The sequence below is a fragment of the Verrucomicrobiia bacterium genome (assembly GCA_023953615.1).
Lineage (GTDB): Bacteria > Verrucomicrobiota > Verrucomicrobiia > Limisphaerales > JADLHS01 > JADLHS01.
In genome coordinates this window covers 1,893,778-1,908,014 of sequence record JAMLJH010000001.1, presented here as the reverse complement: position 1 = coordinate 1,908,014, position 14,237 = coordinate 1,893,778, and the positions used below count along the sequence as shown (strand labels likewise).

Here is a 14,237-nt window from a genome sequence, read left to right as displayed (position 1 = left end):
CTGGCGCGAGAGGCTGGGAGTTTTTCCCCGCGCTTGGTTATGCGGGCGGTTCTTTCCGCCGGGCTGGAAGCCCGGCTCTACGGCAGGCACGGATGCCTGCCGCCACGGACGCAAGATACTCCGGAATCCCGACGCTCCGCTCCCCCACAAATCCAGACGGAATTTGTAATTGCCGCGCCGCGCCGGGAAACCAATCATGCGCCATGCTCAAGCGACGACTCAAACTCTGTGCCAAGGTGCTACTCGCGCTCGTTTTGCTATTGATGGCGTTCCTGTTGTTCGAGCGGTTTCGCGGACAAATCGCGCTGGCGAACTACAAAAAAGAACTCATCGCCAAAGGCGAAAAATTATCGCCGCAGGATTTCATGGCGAAATTTGATGAAGCCGACAACGGCGCGCCCGCCGTCTTTGCCGCGACCACAAATCTTATCAAAGGTGTTGTTTTGCCGAATGGTTATCCGCCGCGCATGAAAGTGTTGGACTCGGGCCGGGCCATCGTCGGATTCCGCGAGCCGGAATGGGTGGAGAAAGACCCGTATCGCGACGGCCAATCGCTCAAGGGCCTTTTCACTAATCACTGGGCCGACCTCGCCGCCGATTTGCAGGAGAACGCCGCACCGCTGGCGGAAATCCAGACCGCACTGATGAAGCCGGTGCTGAACAATCGGCTGAATCTCGCGGAAGGAAACAACTTACGATTTCCATATCTCGCGCCCGCCAAATCGCTGACTTATTGGTTTGGTAGCGCAAACGCGTTGGCTTTGCATGAAGGCCGCACTGCCGAGGCGACAAAGTATCTCGTGTCCCAAATCAACCTGCCGCGTTTATTGGCGGAGGACGGGCTTGTCATCAGTGAACTGGTGCGTATTGCCATTGGCGCGATTGCCAAAACCGACACTTGGGAGGCGTTACAGGCGGACGGTTGGACAGACGCGGATTTGGCCACCATTCAGAGCGCTTGGGAGAAACAACATTTCATGGCTTCAATGGCTGTCCAGCTTGAAGGTGAACGTATTTTTATAGCTCAAACCGCTCAACAAATCCGTGATTCCAACGACGAGACGTATGAATGGATATTTGGTCAATACGCGGCCTTTTTTAGCGATGAAGATGTGCCGGAGCCAAGGTGGATGAAATGGTTCCAAAAAATACCTTATGGCGAAGAACTGTTGGAAGGCTTGCGGAAGCAAGCTTATTGCCGGGTCTGGCGTTTTGCCTGGGCGCATCAAACGGAACTGAGAACCATGAAGAATTTGCAAAGGCTCATCGAACTGGTTCGGACTGCCGCGACCAACGCTTCGTTTCAAGCCATCGAATCTGATTTGGACGCGCTGGTTGTGAAGCTGGGCGACAAAAATTTCTACGACCGGCTGCGCTTTCCTTCGTACGAAAGCGTGGCAATATTGGCTCATGCGGCTAAAAAATCCACGCGAGCCGAAGCCGACCGCTCTCTTTGCATCGCCGCCATCGCGTTGAAACGCTACTCCCTCCGCCACGGCAATTACCCCGCCAAACTGGACGCGCTCGTGCCGGAATTTCTGTCCGTCGTGCCGGTGGATTACATGGACGGCCAGCCCATCAAGTACCGGCTCAACACGGACGGAAGTTTTACGCTCTATTCCGTGGGAGAAGACGGCAAGGATGACGGCGGCGATAGGTCCATGCCGGAAGGTTCCAAGGGCCGCGATTTATGGCGGCGAAAGGATTACGTCTGGCCCGCGCCCGCAACGCCGGAGGAAGTGGCGGAATACCGGCAGGCAGCGGGCAAAAATTAGGCGGGCCAAAGGTACGAGGTGTAGCGGCGGTCTATGACCACCGCAAATTTCAGCGCCGGAGGCGCGGCATGTTTATAGTTACACGCAGAAAATAAAACCAAGCTCCGTAGGAGCGACACATCGTTCGCGCGTCATGCCGCTCCTCTGGAGTTTGGAACTATTTCCCCACGCACAACTACAAACATGTCGCGCCGCTGGCGCTGGGAAAAAAACGAGCGGCTGCGGGCGGGATGTTGTTTCCCGGGGAGCACACGCGCCCCGCGGTCGGGACCTTGGCGCGCCGCCGCGCCAGTAGCCCACGTGCGATGACGCACGTGGGCGGAACGGGTCTTCCTCGTGGGCGTCGAATTGAAATCCGGCAACATCGCCATTGGCGATTCCGGTATCCTGTTGTAAAGTCCAGACATGGCTGCGACCGCCGAAACCTATCGTTACATCGTCAAGACGCCCGACGTCTGTGGCGGCAAAGCGCGTATTCAAAATACGCGCATCGGCGTTCATGATGTAATGGGACTTTTGCAAAATGGGGAAACGGTCGAGTCCGTCACGCGTCAACTTCCCGAAGTCACTCGGGCGCAGGTCTATGAATGCCTGGCCTATTATGAGGATCATCTGGCGGAGATTGATTATTTGGTTGCCCGCCAAATGGCGGATGCCGGCAAATGACTTCTCTTTTGGACCAGGATGTCCCCGACCCGATCGCGCGGGTCATTCAACAGGCTGGACACGAAGTGTTGCGACTTCGCGACCATCTGCCTATCAACGCTTCGGATCGCGCAATGCTTACTGCGGCAGCCGCCCGCGGCGCCATACTGGTTACGTGCAATCGCGATGATTTTTTGGCGTTGGCGCAAGACATGGCACACGCCGGCATCATTGTTTTAGTTCGTCGGACGACACGCATCGCCGAATGCGGTCGTTTTTTGCACCTGTTGCAAACTGCCGGTGAGAGCGGTTTGCGACGGAATATCAACTTTGCCTAGATCCACTTGAAAGCTCTAATTGAAACCCGCACCACCCGGACCGAACGGGTCTTCCTCGTCGGCGTCGAATTGAAATCCGGCGGCATGCAGGTTCTGCGTGAATCCCTGGATGAACTGGCTGAACTCGCGCAGACCGCCGGCGCCGAAGTCGTGGGCGAAGGCACCCAAAAAGTGATTGGAACGCATCCGGCCACCTACATCGGCAAGGGCAAGGCCGACGAGTTTGCGAAGTATTGCAAGGAACACGACGTGGACACCGTCATCTTCGACGACGAACTCACGCCCGCGCAGACGCGCAATTTAGAAAAGATTTTCGAGGTCAAGATTCTCGATCGCACGGCGCTCATTCTGGATATTTTTTCGCAACGCGCCCGAACGCGCGAAGGCAAACTGCAAATTGAACTGGCCCAACTCCAGCATTTGCTGCCGCGCCTGACCCGTTATTGGGGGCACTTGTCGCGACAAAAAGGCGGCATCGGCATGCGCGGCGGCGAAGGCGAATCGCAGTTGGAAGTGGACCGCCGGAAAGTGAACGAGCGTATTGATCGCATCACGCGCGACCTGGCGGCGGTGCGGCAACAACGCGAAACGCAACGCACCGGCCGCCGGCGCAACCAGTGGCCGCTCGCCTCCATCGTCGGTTACACCAACGCCGGCAAATCCACCCTCCTCAACCGGCTCACCGGAGCGGACGTGATGGCCAAGGATATTTTATTTGCCACGTTGGACCCCACCACGCGCCGGCTGCGGCTGCCGACCAACCAAAACATTTTGCTCACCGACACGGTGGGGTTCATCCGCAAGCTGCCGCACGGTTTGGTGGAATCCTTCAAGGCCACGCTGGAGGAAGTGGTACAGGCGGATTTGCTGTTGCATGTGGTGGACGTCAGTCATCCGCTCGCCGAGGAACAAGTCACAGCGGTCAACCGGGTGCTGGAGGAGTTGGGCGCGGGGGCCAAACCGACCCTGATGGTTTTCAATAAAATAGACCAGACCAACGGCGGCGCGACGCTGCCGCGCTTGCGGGAGCGCCATCCCAATTCCGTGGCGATTTCGGCGCGCACCGGTGCGGGCGTGAGCGAACTGCTCGACGCCATCGGCAGCCAGATTCGACCGGAGCGCGAACTGGTGGAGCTGAAAATTCCGCATGAGCAGGCGGAACGCGTGGCGCGTTTGCACCAGGTGGGTCAGGTGTTGGAGCGCAAGTATCTTGCCAAGGTCACCAAGTTCAAAGCGCGCATTCCACCGCAGTACCACGCGGAATTCGCGGCGTTCATCCAGCCGGGTTAACGCGCCAGCTTCAGGTGCTTGATGCGGAAGCAGGCCCCCTTGGGTTCATTGGCCACACATTCGATTTCCCAACCGTGGGCGAGAACGATTTGTTGCGCCACGGCCAGTCCCAAGCCGGTGCCTTGTTGCGTGGTGGTGAAGTAGGGTTTGAAAATTTCCACACGTTCCTCGGCGGGAACGCCCGGACCGTTATCGCGCACTTCCAACGTGGCTTCCGTGGCGGAAGTCTTATACGCCCGGATTTCAATTGCGCCGCCGTTAGGAACCGCTTGCACGGCGTTGATGGCCAGGTTGAACAGTGCCTGCCGCAAAAGTTGTTCATCCGCCGCCACGGTCAGCGGATCGCCCGTAACGCGCAGTTGGATCTGCTTTTCCGCAATGTCAAAGGAAAGCGCGCGCCCGACTTCATCGGCAACGCGATTCAGGCTGACCGGCGTGCGCCGTACTTCGCGTGGACGCGAGTAATTGATGAACTCGTTCAACTGCCCCGCCACACGATCAGCCTCGTTCACAATTTCCAACGATCGCGTTTTAACTTCGTCGGGCGTGTCGGTGCGTTTGGAGATCATTTGGGCCAAGCCGCGAATGATGTTGAGCGGGTTGCGCGTTTCGTGCGCCAATCCGGCGGCGGCGAGATTCATTTCTTTGAGGTGCGAATTCATTTCACTCGCGCGCACCAGGCGGATTTGCAGATCGGCGGTCTTGACGGTTTTGCGCCAGGCAAAAGCGATCGCCCCCACGGACAGGGTCGCCAACCCGGCGATGATGCAACGCAACCAGAGATCGCGTTGCAGCGCCTCCCGCACGCTGCGCGTGGATAGAATCAGCAGAAAACTATGCACCCCCTGTTTGGCGCTGATCGCTTTGAACTCGGGTTCGCTCATCCACGGCGGACGACCGAAACGAAAGCGGCCACCTTCGCGACCGCGCAATTGCGGCTCGGGTTCGGTGGCGTCGGGCGCGGGCGGAATATGCTCAGGCGGGCCAGGGCGAAAGTGGGATTCGGGAGGCGGACGATTGGTCTCGCCGGGACGGTTAAAGTTTTCCCGCGAAAGCACGATGGTGGGATTGGGGCTGTCCAGTTCCGGCGGCAGATTGCTGCCCAAGTCCACCAAGTTGATGATCGTGACCGAATCGCGCCCCCATTGCTCGGGCTGATGCAAATCAACGCGCGCGTGAAATTCGGCATTGGTGGGCGCGGCGGCCACAATTTCGCCCGCGGCATTCAACAGGGCAACGGTGCTCAACTCCTGCGGTCGGATGAGTCCGGCGAGCGCGGGTTCGATCCGCTCCCGGGAGATCACGCCGAAGCGGCGTTGCGAGCGCAACACGATGCCGACGGTGGTGGAAATATCCTTGGCGCGATTGCGCAGTTCGGTTCGGGCTTGAATCTTGACGCGCGAATGTTCGAGCGCTTGCCACCCGAGGATCACAATCCACGCGCCCAGCAGCACGCCAACTCCCCATAAACTGCTACGTCGCGTTTCCATGCACAAAGGTTCAGGAACCGAGCCGCCCCGTCATTTCTTTTTCTTGGTGGCGGCGCCTTCGGACGACTTGGGCAGCTCGTTCAGGAACTGTTCAATGTCCTCCTCCGTGAAGGCTTTTTTCGGCAGTACGGACGCCGCGCGTTCCCTTTCGGACAGGGCCACCAACTGGGTGGGCGATTGCACAATGTGCGGCGTCATAAAGATGAGCAACTCGGTCTTGCTGTTGTTTTTGGTCCGCCGTTTGAACAGGTTGCCCAACAGGGGAATGTCTCCCAACAACGGCACCTTGTAGTCCGTGCCGGTTTTGTTGTTTTGCATCAATCCGCCGATGATGATCGGCTGACCGTCGGGCGTAACCACCACGGTGTCCGCCGAGCGCTTGGCGATGACCGGCACGCTGACGCCATTGGCAATCGTCACCGTCTGATCCGTCAGCGAGGAAATTTCCGGCGAGACGATCATCTCGACCTGTCCGTCATTGGCCACGAAGGGCGTGACCCGCAAAATGATGCCGACGTCGGTGTACTGCACGGAATTGATGGCGTTGCCGAAGTTGTCATACCGCACGTTGGTGATGAGCGGCACGGATTGGCCGACGGTGATGGTGGCGGGTTGATTGTTCCGCGCCAGAATCGAGGGGCGCGACAAGACCTCGGTTTTGCCCGCCGAGGCAATGGCTCGCAGCGTGGCCTGATAATCATTGCCCACGACCTGATAAAATCCCGCACCCGGTGGCGTATTGCCAAACGCGGAAATGGGCAAACCCAGGGAGTTGACGTTCGTGGCCAGGCTGGTCAAGGCGGACGCACCGAAGGCATTCGCGCCGGAGACGTTGCCCTGGCTGGAGCCGCCGCCGACAGTTTGATCCTTGAAGCCGCCTTCGATGCCGATGTCGAGGGCGTTGTTGTAGGTGACTTCCAAAAATACCACTTTGATGAGCACCTGCGGTTTGGGGATGTCAAGGTTGGTGATCACCTGCGCAATGTGCTCGCTGGTTTCCTCGTCGGTGATGACGATGATGCGCCCTGATTCCGGATCACTGGAAATCGTCGCGCTCCCCACCTGGGTGCTGTTGTTGTATTGACGGGTGTTGCTGGAACTCGTGTTTTGCCGGTTAAAGTTGCCGAAGCCACCACCGGGGAACTGGGCCAGGGTTGGAAGGCTCAAAGCCAGACTCGAACCCAGAGCAAGAAGCAGAATGGAATGTTTCATAAATTTTTAATGCGGGATGATCCAATCAGAAACCGCTGCCAGTATTGCCGCTGCGGTTGCCGCTCCGACTGGTGTTGCCGCCGGTGGTTTGTGAATTTTGAGTGGCCCGATTCTGCAACACGTTGTTCTGAAGCGCCTGGTTATTGCGCCGGTTGCGATTAACGGTGGTATTATCCTGGAACATGTCCTCCAAAATTTGTTGCGTTTGGGAAACGTCACCGGGATTGACCTGATACACATAAACCTTCTGTTTCTTGGCGGGATTGGCGTCGAGCTGTTTGACCATTTCCTCGACCTGTTCCATCAAACCACTAGCCGCGCTGACAATGAGTGATGACGTGCGCTGATCCGCCACGGCGATGACGCGCGCGCGCTTCTTGACTCGCTGGGCCTGGGCGCCGCTACCGGCGCTGTTGTTGTTGTTATTGCCACCGCCGAACATCCGCGAAAAAGGACCGCCGCCGCCGCGCCCGAACTGAAATTGATTCTGACTGTTTCCTCCCGAGCGCGTGTCATCCGGAAACAGGTTGCCCAACAAGGTCGCCATTTCGGTCGGGTCCGCGTAATCCAAATGAAAGACGCGCACTTCGGTGACGTCTTCCGCGCTGGTGTCCACGGCCTGGATGATCTGAGCCACACGATTGATGTTGGCGCGCGTGTCCGTCATAATGATCGAGTTGCCCGCTTCATTGGCGGTCATGGTGGTGCTGGTACTGACCAGCGGTTCCAAGTCCTTCAGCAACTGGGTCGCCTCGATGTAGCGCACCGGTAAAATCTGCGTGACGATTTCGTCCGTTTTGGGGATGCGATTTGGATCGCCTTCCAGAATGACGGGGATGTCACGTGTCTTGGCGTCTTCCTTACTGACGATGGTCAGAATCCGCCCGTTGCGGATCGCGGCGTAACCGTTGCGGTTCAGAACGGAGTTCAGCAAATCCACCGCTTCATCCCGACTCAATGGCTGGTTGCTCCAGGCGTCAATTTTGCCGGTGACTTTGGTATCGAGAACAATGACAAAACCCGCGGCTTCGCTGAGGTAATTCAATACTTGATCCAGCGCGGCATTGCGGAAGTTCATGCGCAACCCAGGTTCGCCATTAGGCAGCAGCACGGGCGCATTGGTGTTGATTGTCTCCACGGATTCGGTCGGCGCGGGGACGGATTCACCCGGCGGCGACGTGGGGGTTTCGACCACGGCAGGCGCGGGCGGCGGCGAATCCTGAGCCACACTGTGACTCGTTGCGGCTAGCAGGGTGATCAAGATTATGGATGGTATAGTTTTCATCGGTTCAGTTCCTGTCGTCGTTGCAATAATCGTAATAGTACCGGATCCGTTGGCGGCGCTTCGGATTCCATTTGCGGCGTCCCCTCGGGCGGCGCTTCGCCGTTGAGTCCGTTTTCCTCTCCTGAAATCACAATCACCTCCGGTCCGTCTTCCTCCAACGCCGGCTCGCCATCGGGGTTACCGGCGCGAGCCGTGACGCTGCGATTCCACGCGCGCCCGGTGGCCACCCGTCGTTTCGGCGGTTCACTGGTTTCTGTCAGAAACCAATTCCCCTCATCCTCGCGCCGCATTTCCATGCCCACTTTCAAATCGTAAGTGTTGGTGCCCTGCGTCAGGCGCACCTGATCCGGCGTGATTTGGGCGATGTGATATTCGCCAATATCGGCGCCGGCGGACAGCACTTGCTGATAATCGGATTGCGTGCCGTCAAAGAAGGCGAACGTCCCTTTTTCGTAGGCCATGATCCCCACGAGCGAAATGGCTTCCAATTGCGTGGTCGCCGCCGGAGTGGGCCGCGGCGTGGTCCGGGCCGTCGTGCCCGCGCGCCGATTCGGGTTAAAAATGTTCCGGTCGCTGATCATGCGGAAAGCGTCATAATCCGGACCTGACGGCGCGTTGGTCGTTTCCGCCCGACTTGAAAAAATCACGGTGGAACTCATCACCAACAACATAACCGGAATTCGTGGCCGCACCACCCGCAAACTCCGTCCGAACCACTTGAACGAACCGCGCCTCATCGCTTTTCCTCCAGATTGTTCAAAGCCAAACCGTTGACTTGCAGCCCGAGCGACAGATTCTGACCGTCCTTGTCGCGCGCGGCGATTTCCACGGACTCAATCCGCAGCGCCATGGGATCGCGCTCCACGTTGTAGAGAAATTTGGCCAACGTGCCGAGACTGCCGGCGGCGTCCATGCGACACTGCAACGTCACCAGGTCGTCGCGATCGCGCCGCCATTGAGGCGTGATCGAGTTCACGCTGATCCGGGCGTCCTGCGACCATTTATCGAAAGCGTTCAGCACCTGCTGTTCGGCGGTGGAATTATTGACCGGCAACGCCTGCTCCTTCATTTGCGCCCAGCGGGAATTCAAGACCTCCGCGCGTTCCAGCAATTTTTCGCCCGCGGCCAGTTTGTTCCGCAGCATCGTGATCCGCTCCGCCCGGGCGCGCCAGGCTTTCGTTATCGGCGTAAAAACCAGCGAATCCGCCAGTAGCAAGCCGACGGCAACTCCGGCCAGAACCAGCAGCAATTGTTGTCGGTTTTTAATTGGTTTAATTGGCATTGGCGACTCCTTCCATCCAGCGAAAATCAAAAGTGAACTGCAACGGGGCTTTCCCTTGAATCCGATTAACCTTCAGATCGGAAATGGAATGAACCTGACGCAAGCGATCCAGTGCATGCAACAAAGCCGTATTATCCTTGGCCGTCCCGGTGCAGGTGACCTGGTTGGCTTCGCGGATCTCCACGGTCTTGGCCGTCACGTCGCCGTCTTCCGGAAACGCCTGGGTCAACTGTTTCAAAATGTTGAGACTCCGCACGGATTCGTCGTACCAAGGGCGGAACTGTTTGATTTTTTCCTGCGTCGTTTCCAACGCGGTGACCTGGGTTTTAATGGCATCCCAGCGGGATTGATAATGCCAGAGCAACGCTTGTTGTACGAGGAAAGCCAGGCCAACGATAGCGATCACCCCGGCAACCGCCAGACCCACTTTGCGCCATTTGCCGGAACCGTATCGCGACAAAATTTGCTGCGCGGCGGAAACCTGGGGCGGCAAAAATTCCCAGTGCGAAGGCGTGCCCGCCAAACATCCGGCGACCAGACTGAGCGCGGCAGACACCGGCGTTTCCGCCGCCAGGCCGACAGGGATTTCCGCCGGCTCATAGCGCGTTACCGGCGTCACTTCCAATCCCAATTCGGAAAACCGCGCGGTCAATTCCGCCGTCAGGGGGGCGGTCAACTCCGCCGGTCCAAACACCCGAATGTGGCGCAAGCTATGGCGCACCAACTCGGGCAACTGCCCCAAGGTGATGCGCACTTCGCGCGCGATGACATCCGCCTGCAAACGGCCGCGCCCGCCGGAACCATCCACCGCGCCTTCCAGATTGCGCAACTTCAAAACGCCGCCGCCGCAAGTGATCTGCAGATCGGCTTGGTGGGCACTGAGCAGAACGGCCAGCGCCGGTTCGGTCGTGGGCGGTTGCAGGGCCGTGATGCCCAACGCAAAGCCCAGCGGCTTCAACCCCGCCGCGCGCAACGCCGCCGCCAGGGCGGTGACGTGGTCGCGCGGCATGCCCACCAACGTGACCGTTTCCACGTCCGCCGTCACCCGACAGCGCGAGGACGCGGTGACCAGCGTTGCCACGTCGCAAGGAAAGTTCCGCTCCGCTTCGGTTTGCAGGAAGCTGGCTTGGTCCGCCTCGGACAGCGCGGGCAGTTGGGTTTGCGTCAGCAGCGCCCATTTAAGCGGCAAGCCGACCACGCACTGGCGCTCGCGAATCTCCGCCGTATCCAGGTGGTTGCGAATTTCGCGTCCCACCAATTCCGCGGCGGCGGTGAGCGGATCCAACGTCAGCGTTACCGCCAACGAACCCGCCACGCGCACCGTGCCGTTCGTTCGCTTCAACCAAACCCCTTCCAGGCGCCCGCCCTCGAGGGTCAACCCCAGGACGGAAGTGACGGCTTTGCGCCGCTTGGATTTTATTTTGTTCAACTCAATCATGGCATTGCCTTGGCCAACCAATAATCACGCGTCTCCCGGCCCAGCGCCCAGCCGAGGTGACTCAGGCTTTGGCGATAAACCACTTTGGGCGCGCCTTCCGTGACATCAAAAATAAACTTGGTGCGACGGTAGCCCCGTCCGAATTTTCCGAGCGCCGCGATATCGGCGGAAAACTGATAACTCTGGCCAGTGAGGTACGGTCCGGCATCCAACACCTGATCGCGCGTCAACACCTTGGTCACCCACGCCACGGAATTGATTCCAGGGATATTGGACTGGCGATAGCTGACCAGTGCCGCGGCCTGATCATCGCCCACACCGGGAACGCAGGCCAACACCGCGGCGCTGGCGGTGTTCACGTTCACCTTGCCCGGCAGTATTGTTCCGTCCTCGATGGTGATCTCCGTTTCGATCTGCATGAACTCTTCCTCGGTCAGGGTGGAATCCAGGTAAAATTCCAGGATGCTGCTGAATTGCCGGTTGGGGTTGCTCAACGCCGCCTGCTGGACGCGATCCGCCACGCCGCTGCCCAGAAGGTCCGTGAGCAAACTGGCGAGGTCATCGCGACTGGAGTTGATGTTCACGCGATTGGTCCCCGCGCTGTCGAGATTGGATTCACGACTCCAAACGGTGAGGTATTCCAACACGCCGGGGTCCGCGAGGCCGTTGCGATTATTGTCCGTTTCGTTCGGGTCCAATACGCCGTTGCGGTTCAAATCCTCCCCGAGCAGAACGTCCAGCGTCGCGCCGTTCAACAGCCGCAATTCATCCACGGAATCAAACGGCGCGCCTTTCGCGTAATAAGGCGGTTGATAACGCGCGTAGATTTGCTCCTCGCCGCTGTCCGTGCTGTCCTCGGAAGCAGGACTGCGCCAATGCACGATTGCCGACGCGAGATCGGAAGTCATGCCGGGGAGCAATTCCAACATCTCCTGGGTGACATTGGTGTTGTTGACGTTAAGTTTGGACCCCTCGTCCACCAATCCAAACACGACTTCGTTCGGGGCGTATTGGCCATTGTTGCGCCCAATCAACCAGAACTGCGCGTCGCCCAGCGGCACGGCTTCACTGGCGTAATCCTCGGGAAAGGGCACGAGGCCATTGGTGGCTTGTTCGGTGAGAATTTGCGCGACGTACCGGGCGGCCCCTTCAATGGCTTGATCAGCGGTGAGCATGGCGACGCGATTTTCCGAGGCGCGCAATTCCAGGCGCATCGAGTTGCCGAAATACAGCGCCAAGGCCACCAGACCGAGCGCGACCCACAACACGATGATCAGCACCGAAGCGGCCGTCCGCTGGCGAGATGACGCTGGTGGGGACAGTCTCATTCCGCGCCCTCCGTAATCGAGTATTCCAACAGTTGCGTGGTGATCGGGACCAATAATTCAATCGGCTCCTGAAACGTCGGCTGCGTTTGGTTGGGGGAACTGCCGGCCAATTGCAGTTGCACCTGCACCGCCTGCGGCAGGCCCTCGTCGCCGCCCGACTCCGTATCCCAACCGCTGCGCCAGGTGCTGCCGTCGTAACAAAGAAAATCCAGACTCGCGATGTTCTCGGCCAGCAGTTGCTCATCCTCGTCCTCGGTATTGATCGCCAGGACGTTGCGCCAGACGGAGCGCACCAATTCCATTCCGTAGGCATTGTTCGGGTCCGTCGAGGGCAACAGTTCGTAGCGCACACGCTGGAGGTCGCCCCACGGTTCATCATCGGAGATCACGCCGGTGGTCGTGTAAAATTCCAAACTGCTGGCGGCACGATTATCGAAGCGACCGCCACTGCCGGTGACAATGAAATGCCGCGGCAACAGAGTGGAATTGGTCAGCGGCGGCACGGCGCCTTGCAGGTCGCGCCGCAGAATATCGAGCGCCTGATTCAAGGGCAGCCGTTCATCCAGATTCCGACTCGTGGCGCGCTCCAATCGCAGGGCACTGAAGAACACCGTATTGATGGCGAACAGCACAATCGCAAAAATGCCGACCGCCAGCAGCACTTCAAGCAGCGTGAAGGCGCGGTTCTGCGTTCGGATTGTGGCGTTGATTTGCATCAGTTGGGCGCGGCTAAAGTGCTTAATTCCACGGTGTATTTATCGCCTTGAACCGGGTACTCGACGGACACCGTCAGCAACTGCATGGCGGACTGGGTCGTCGTCTCGGTCCACGTTTCGGTTCGCAGCGTCCAGTTATAGTTTCGATCCGCCTCCTGCACCGTGCCGTTCAGGGCGGCGCGATTCCAATTCGTCAAAATGATGTTCTCGTTCAAAATGCGTTCCGCCACCCGCGCGGCTTCCCGCTTGCGCTCGGCGACTTCGCCGGCGCGACCGGCAATGCGCAGCCCCTGCAATGCGACCGGAATGACGATCGCCATAAACACGAGCGCCGCCAGCACCTCGGCAAGCGTAAAGGCGTTAACGCCGCCGGATCGTCGGGCGCGCTGCCGCTTGGTTGCGAATTTCATAATTCAAACGATTGGCGGCCAGTCCCACCCAGAGCGAGTTGCCGTCGCGATCGGTGAGCCGCAGGTTCTCCCGGCTGCCGCCCCCAATGCTGCCATCCGGTTCAAACCGGAGGTTCGGCAGTGCGGCGTGTCGGCTGTTCCCGGCCTCGGCGTCATTATCAAACAACGTGTTGCCGGTGATGAAGGTCTGGAGCGCGGCGTCCGCCACGCCCAGGTCCAGTGTCAGGCTGCCATCCAACGTGTATTCCACCGCTTGCGGATCGTTATCCACAAAACTGGAATCCGTTTCCAAACCGTAGGTGCGTTGATTCAGGTCCAGCCATAAAATCGTGGGCAGCCCCTCGGCAATCGCCCGACTCTGCCCTTGACGGGTCAAAGCCAATAGCCGGCGCGCTTCCGCGTCCAGGGCGCGCCCGCGGAAAAATCCCGCCAGCGAGGGCGAGGCAATCGCGATCACCGTCACCAGCAGCGCCATCACCGCGATCAACTCGACGAGCGTGAACGCCTGTCGGTGCCATCGCGAAGTGGTCGGTGACTGATGAGCGCAACGCACGCTGTGGCCTTCTTTATTTCTTGCCGCCGGTGTTCGAAATATCGTCGTCGCTGCCGACCTTGCCATCCGGTCCGGCGGAAGTCAGATCGTAGGACGTGGCATTAACCCGCCCGGGACATTCATAGACGTATTCGTTGCCCCACGGGTCCTTCGGAACTTCTTTCAAATACGGGCCGCGCCAGTTCTGCGCGTCGCGGGGTTGCTGCACCAAGTCCTGCAAACCGCTTTTGCCGCGCGGATAGTAACCGTTGTCCACCTCGAACGCATCGAGCGCGGTCGAGAAGGAGGAGATCTGGGTTTGCGTGGCGGTGACGCGCGCTTGTTCACTGCGCCCGGCCAACTTGGGATAAACGATGGCGGCGAGCGTGCCCAGAATGACCAGCACGAGCAACATTTCAACCAGGGTGAAACCACCGGCCGAGGCGCGCGGAGGGAATTTAATCAAGTTCAGTTTCATAATGTGTCAGGGTGGACG

Annotated in this window: 15 protein-coding genes; 4 read left to right on the top strand and 11 right to left on the bottom strand. The window is 59.0% G+C overall.

What is annotated here, in order from left to right; all coding sequences use genetic code 11:
* Positions 1 to 203: 203 nt before the first annotated feature.
* The 4 genes from M9920_08050 to hflX all read left to right on the top strand — a co-directional run bounded on the left by M9920_08050 (position 204) and on the right by hflX (position 4,048).
* Positions 204 to 1,775: a hypothetical protein gene (locus M9920_08050; protein MCO5052240.1), complete on the top strand. Its 1,572-nt coding sequence runs from the start codon at positions 204 to 206 to the stop codon at positions 1,773 to 1,775.
* Between the two features lie 405 nt (positions 1,776 to 2,180).
* The gene (locus M9920_08045) at positions 2,181 to 2,441 is read left to right on the top strand and encodes a DUF433 domain-containing protein (protein ID MCO5052239.1); all 261 of its coding nucleotides are present in this window, start codon (positions 2,181 to 2,183) and stop codon (positions 2,439 to 2,441) included.
* The gene (locus M9920_08040) at positions 2,438 to 2,758 is read left to right on the top strand and encodes a DUF5615 family PIN-like protein (protein MCO5052238.1); all 321 of its coding nucleotides are present in this window, start codon (positions 2,438 to 2,440) and stop codon (positions 2,756 to 2,758) included. Before M9920_08045 ends, M9920_08040 begins: the two co-directional genes overlap by 4 nt.
* 6 nt (positions 2,759 to 2,764) lie before the next feature.
* Positions 2,765 to 4,048 carry a GTPase HflX gene (gene hflX, locus M9920_08035; GenBank protein MCO5052237.1) on the top strand — a complete coding sequence of 428 codons (1,284 nt, stop codon included), beginning with the start codon at positions 2,765 to 2,767 and terminating at the stop codon, positions 4,046 to 4,048.
* Here hflX and M9920_08030 read toward each other — a convergent pair.
* The 11 genes from M9920_08030 to gspG form a co-directional block, all read right to left on the bottom strand.
* Entirely contained in the window at positions 4,045 to 5,538 is a 1,494-nt protein-coding gene (locus tag M9920_08030) for an ATP-binding protein (protein ID MCO5052236.1), read from the bottom strand. The two genes, hflX and M9920_08030, sit on opposite strands and share 4 nt — an antisense overlap.
* 30 nt (positions 5,539 to 5,568) lie before the next feature.
* Positions 5,569 to 6,750: a hypothetical protein gene (locus tag M9920_08025; protein ID MCO5052235.1), complete on the bottom strand. Its 1,182-nt coding sequence runs from the start codon at positions 6,748 to 6,750 to the stop codon at positions 5,569 to 5,571.
* 25 nt (positions 6,751 to 6,775) lie between these two features.
* Entirely contained in the window at positions 6,776 to 8,035 is a 1,260-nt protein-coding gene (locus tag M9920_08020; GenBank protein ID MCO5052234.1) for a hypothetical protein, read from the bottom strand.
* Positions 8,032 to 8,706, bottom strand: a complete 675-nt coding sequence (locus tag M9920_08015; protein MCO5052233.1) for a hypothetical protein — start codon at positions 8,704 to 8,706, stop codon at positions 8,032 to 8,034. Before M9920_08015 ends, M9920_08020 begins: the two co-directional genes overlap by 4 nt.
* 62 nt (positions 8,707 to 8,768) lie before the next feature.
* Positions 8,769 to 9,317, bottom strand: a complete 549-nt coding sequence (locus M9920_08010; protein MCO5052232.1) for a hypothetical protein — start codon at positions 9,315 to 9,317, stop codon at positions 8,769 to 8,771.
* Complete coding sequence (locus tag M9920_08005) at positions 9,307 to 10,755, bottom strand: hypothetical protein (protein MCO5052231.1); 1,449 nt, start codon at positions 10,753 to 10,755, stop codon at positions 9,307 to 9,309. Before M9920_08005 ends, M9920_08010 begins: the two co-directional genes overlap by 11 nt.
* A complete protein-coding gene (locus M9920_08000) occupies positions 10,752 to 12,083 on the bottom strand; it encodes a type II secretion system protein GspK (protein ID MCO5052230.1) in 1,332 nt (443 codons plus the stop codon). Before M9920_08000 ends, M9920_08005 begins: the two co-directional genes overlap by 4 nt.
* The gene (locus M9920_07995; protein ID MCO5052229.1) at positions 12,080 to 12,799 is read right to left on the bottom strand and encodes a prepilin-type N-terminal cleavage/methylation domain-containing protein; all 720 of its coding nucleotides are present in this window, start codon (positions 12,797 to 12,799) and stop codon (positions 12,080 to 12,082) included. The genes M9920_08000 and M9920_07995 overlap by 4 nt, the downstream gene beginning before the upstream one ends.
* Positions 12,799 to 13,209 (bottom strand): type II secretion system GspH family protein, encoded by a 411-nt coding sequence (locus M9920_07990; GenBank protein ID MCO5052228.1) that lies wholly within the window; start codon positions 13,207 to 13,209, stop codon positions 12,799 to 12,801. The genes M9920_07995 and M9920_07990 overlap by 1 nt, the downstream gene beginning before the upstream one ends.
* Complete coding sequence (locus tag M9920_07985; GenBank protein ID MCO5052227.1) at positions 13,160 to 13,762, bottom strand: prepilin-type N-terminal cleavage/methylation domain-containing protein; 603 nt, start codon at positions 13,760 to 13,762, stop codon at positions 13,160 to 13,162. Before M9920_07985 ends, M9920_07990 begins: the two co-directional genes overlap by 50 nt.
* A gap of 13 nt (positions 13,763 to 13,775) precedes the next feature.
* Positions 13,776 to 14,219, bottom strand: a complete 444-nt coding sequence (gspG, locus tag M9920_07980) for a type II secretion system major pseudopilin GspG (GenBank protein ID MCO5052226.1) — start codon at positions 14,217 to 14,219, stop codon at positions 13,776 to 13,778.
* Positions 14,220 to 14,237: the final 18 nt, after the last annotated feature.

Coding starts and splice junctions, on each gene's coding strand:
- M9920_08050 (MCO5052240.1), top strand. CDS start 204: ATGCTCAAGCGACGACTCAAACTCTGTGCCAAGGTGCTACTCGCGCTC.
- M9920_08045 (MCO5052239.1), top strand. CDS start 2,181: ATGGCTGCGACCGCCGAAACCTATCGTTACATCGTCAAGACGCCCGAC.
- M9920_08040 (MCO5052238.1), top strand. CDS start 2,438: ATGACTTCTCTTTTGGACCAGGATGTCCCCGACCCGATCGCGCGGGTC.
- M9920_08030 (MCO5052236.1), bottom strand. CDS start 5,538: ATGGAAACGCGACGTAGCAGTTTATGGGGAGTTGGCGTGCTGCTGGGC.
- M9920_08025 (MCO5052235.1), bottom strand. CDS start 6,750: ATGAAACATTCCATTCTGCTTCTTGCTCTGGGTTCGAGTCTGGCTTTG.
- M9920_08020 (MCO5052234.1), bottom strand. CDS start 8,035: ATGAAAACTATACCATCCATAATCTTGATCACCCTGCTAGCCGCAACG.
- M9920_08015 (MCO5052233.1), bottom strand. CDS start 8,706: ATGTTGTTGGTGATGAGTTCCACCGTGATTTTTTCAAGTCGGGCGGAA.
- M9920_08010 (MCO5052232.1), bottom strand. CDS start 9,317: ATGCCAATTAAACCAATTAAAAACCGACAACAATTGCTGCTGGTTCTG.
- M9920_08005 (MCO5052231.1), bottom strand. CDS start 10,755: ATGATTGAGTTGAACAAAATAAAATCCAAGCGGCGCAAAGCCGTCACT.
- M9920_08000 (MCO5052230.1), bottom strand. CDS start 12,083: ATGAGACTGTCCCCACCAGCGTCATCTCGCCAGCGGACGGCCGCTTCG.
- M9920_07995 (MCO5052229.1), bottom strand. CDS start 12,799: ATGCAAATCAACGCCACAATCCGAACGCAGAACCGCGCCTTCACGCTG.
- M9920_07990 (MCO5052228.1), bottom strand. CDS start 13,209: ATGAAATTCGCAACCAAGCGGCAGCGCGCCCGACGATCCGGCGGCGTT.
- gspG (MCO5052226.1), bottom strand. CDS start 14,219: ATGAAACTGAACTTGATTAAATTCCCTCCGCGCGCCTCGGCCGGTGGT.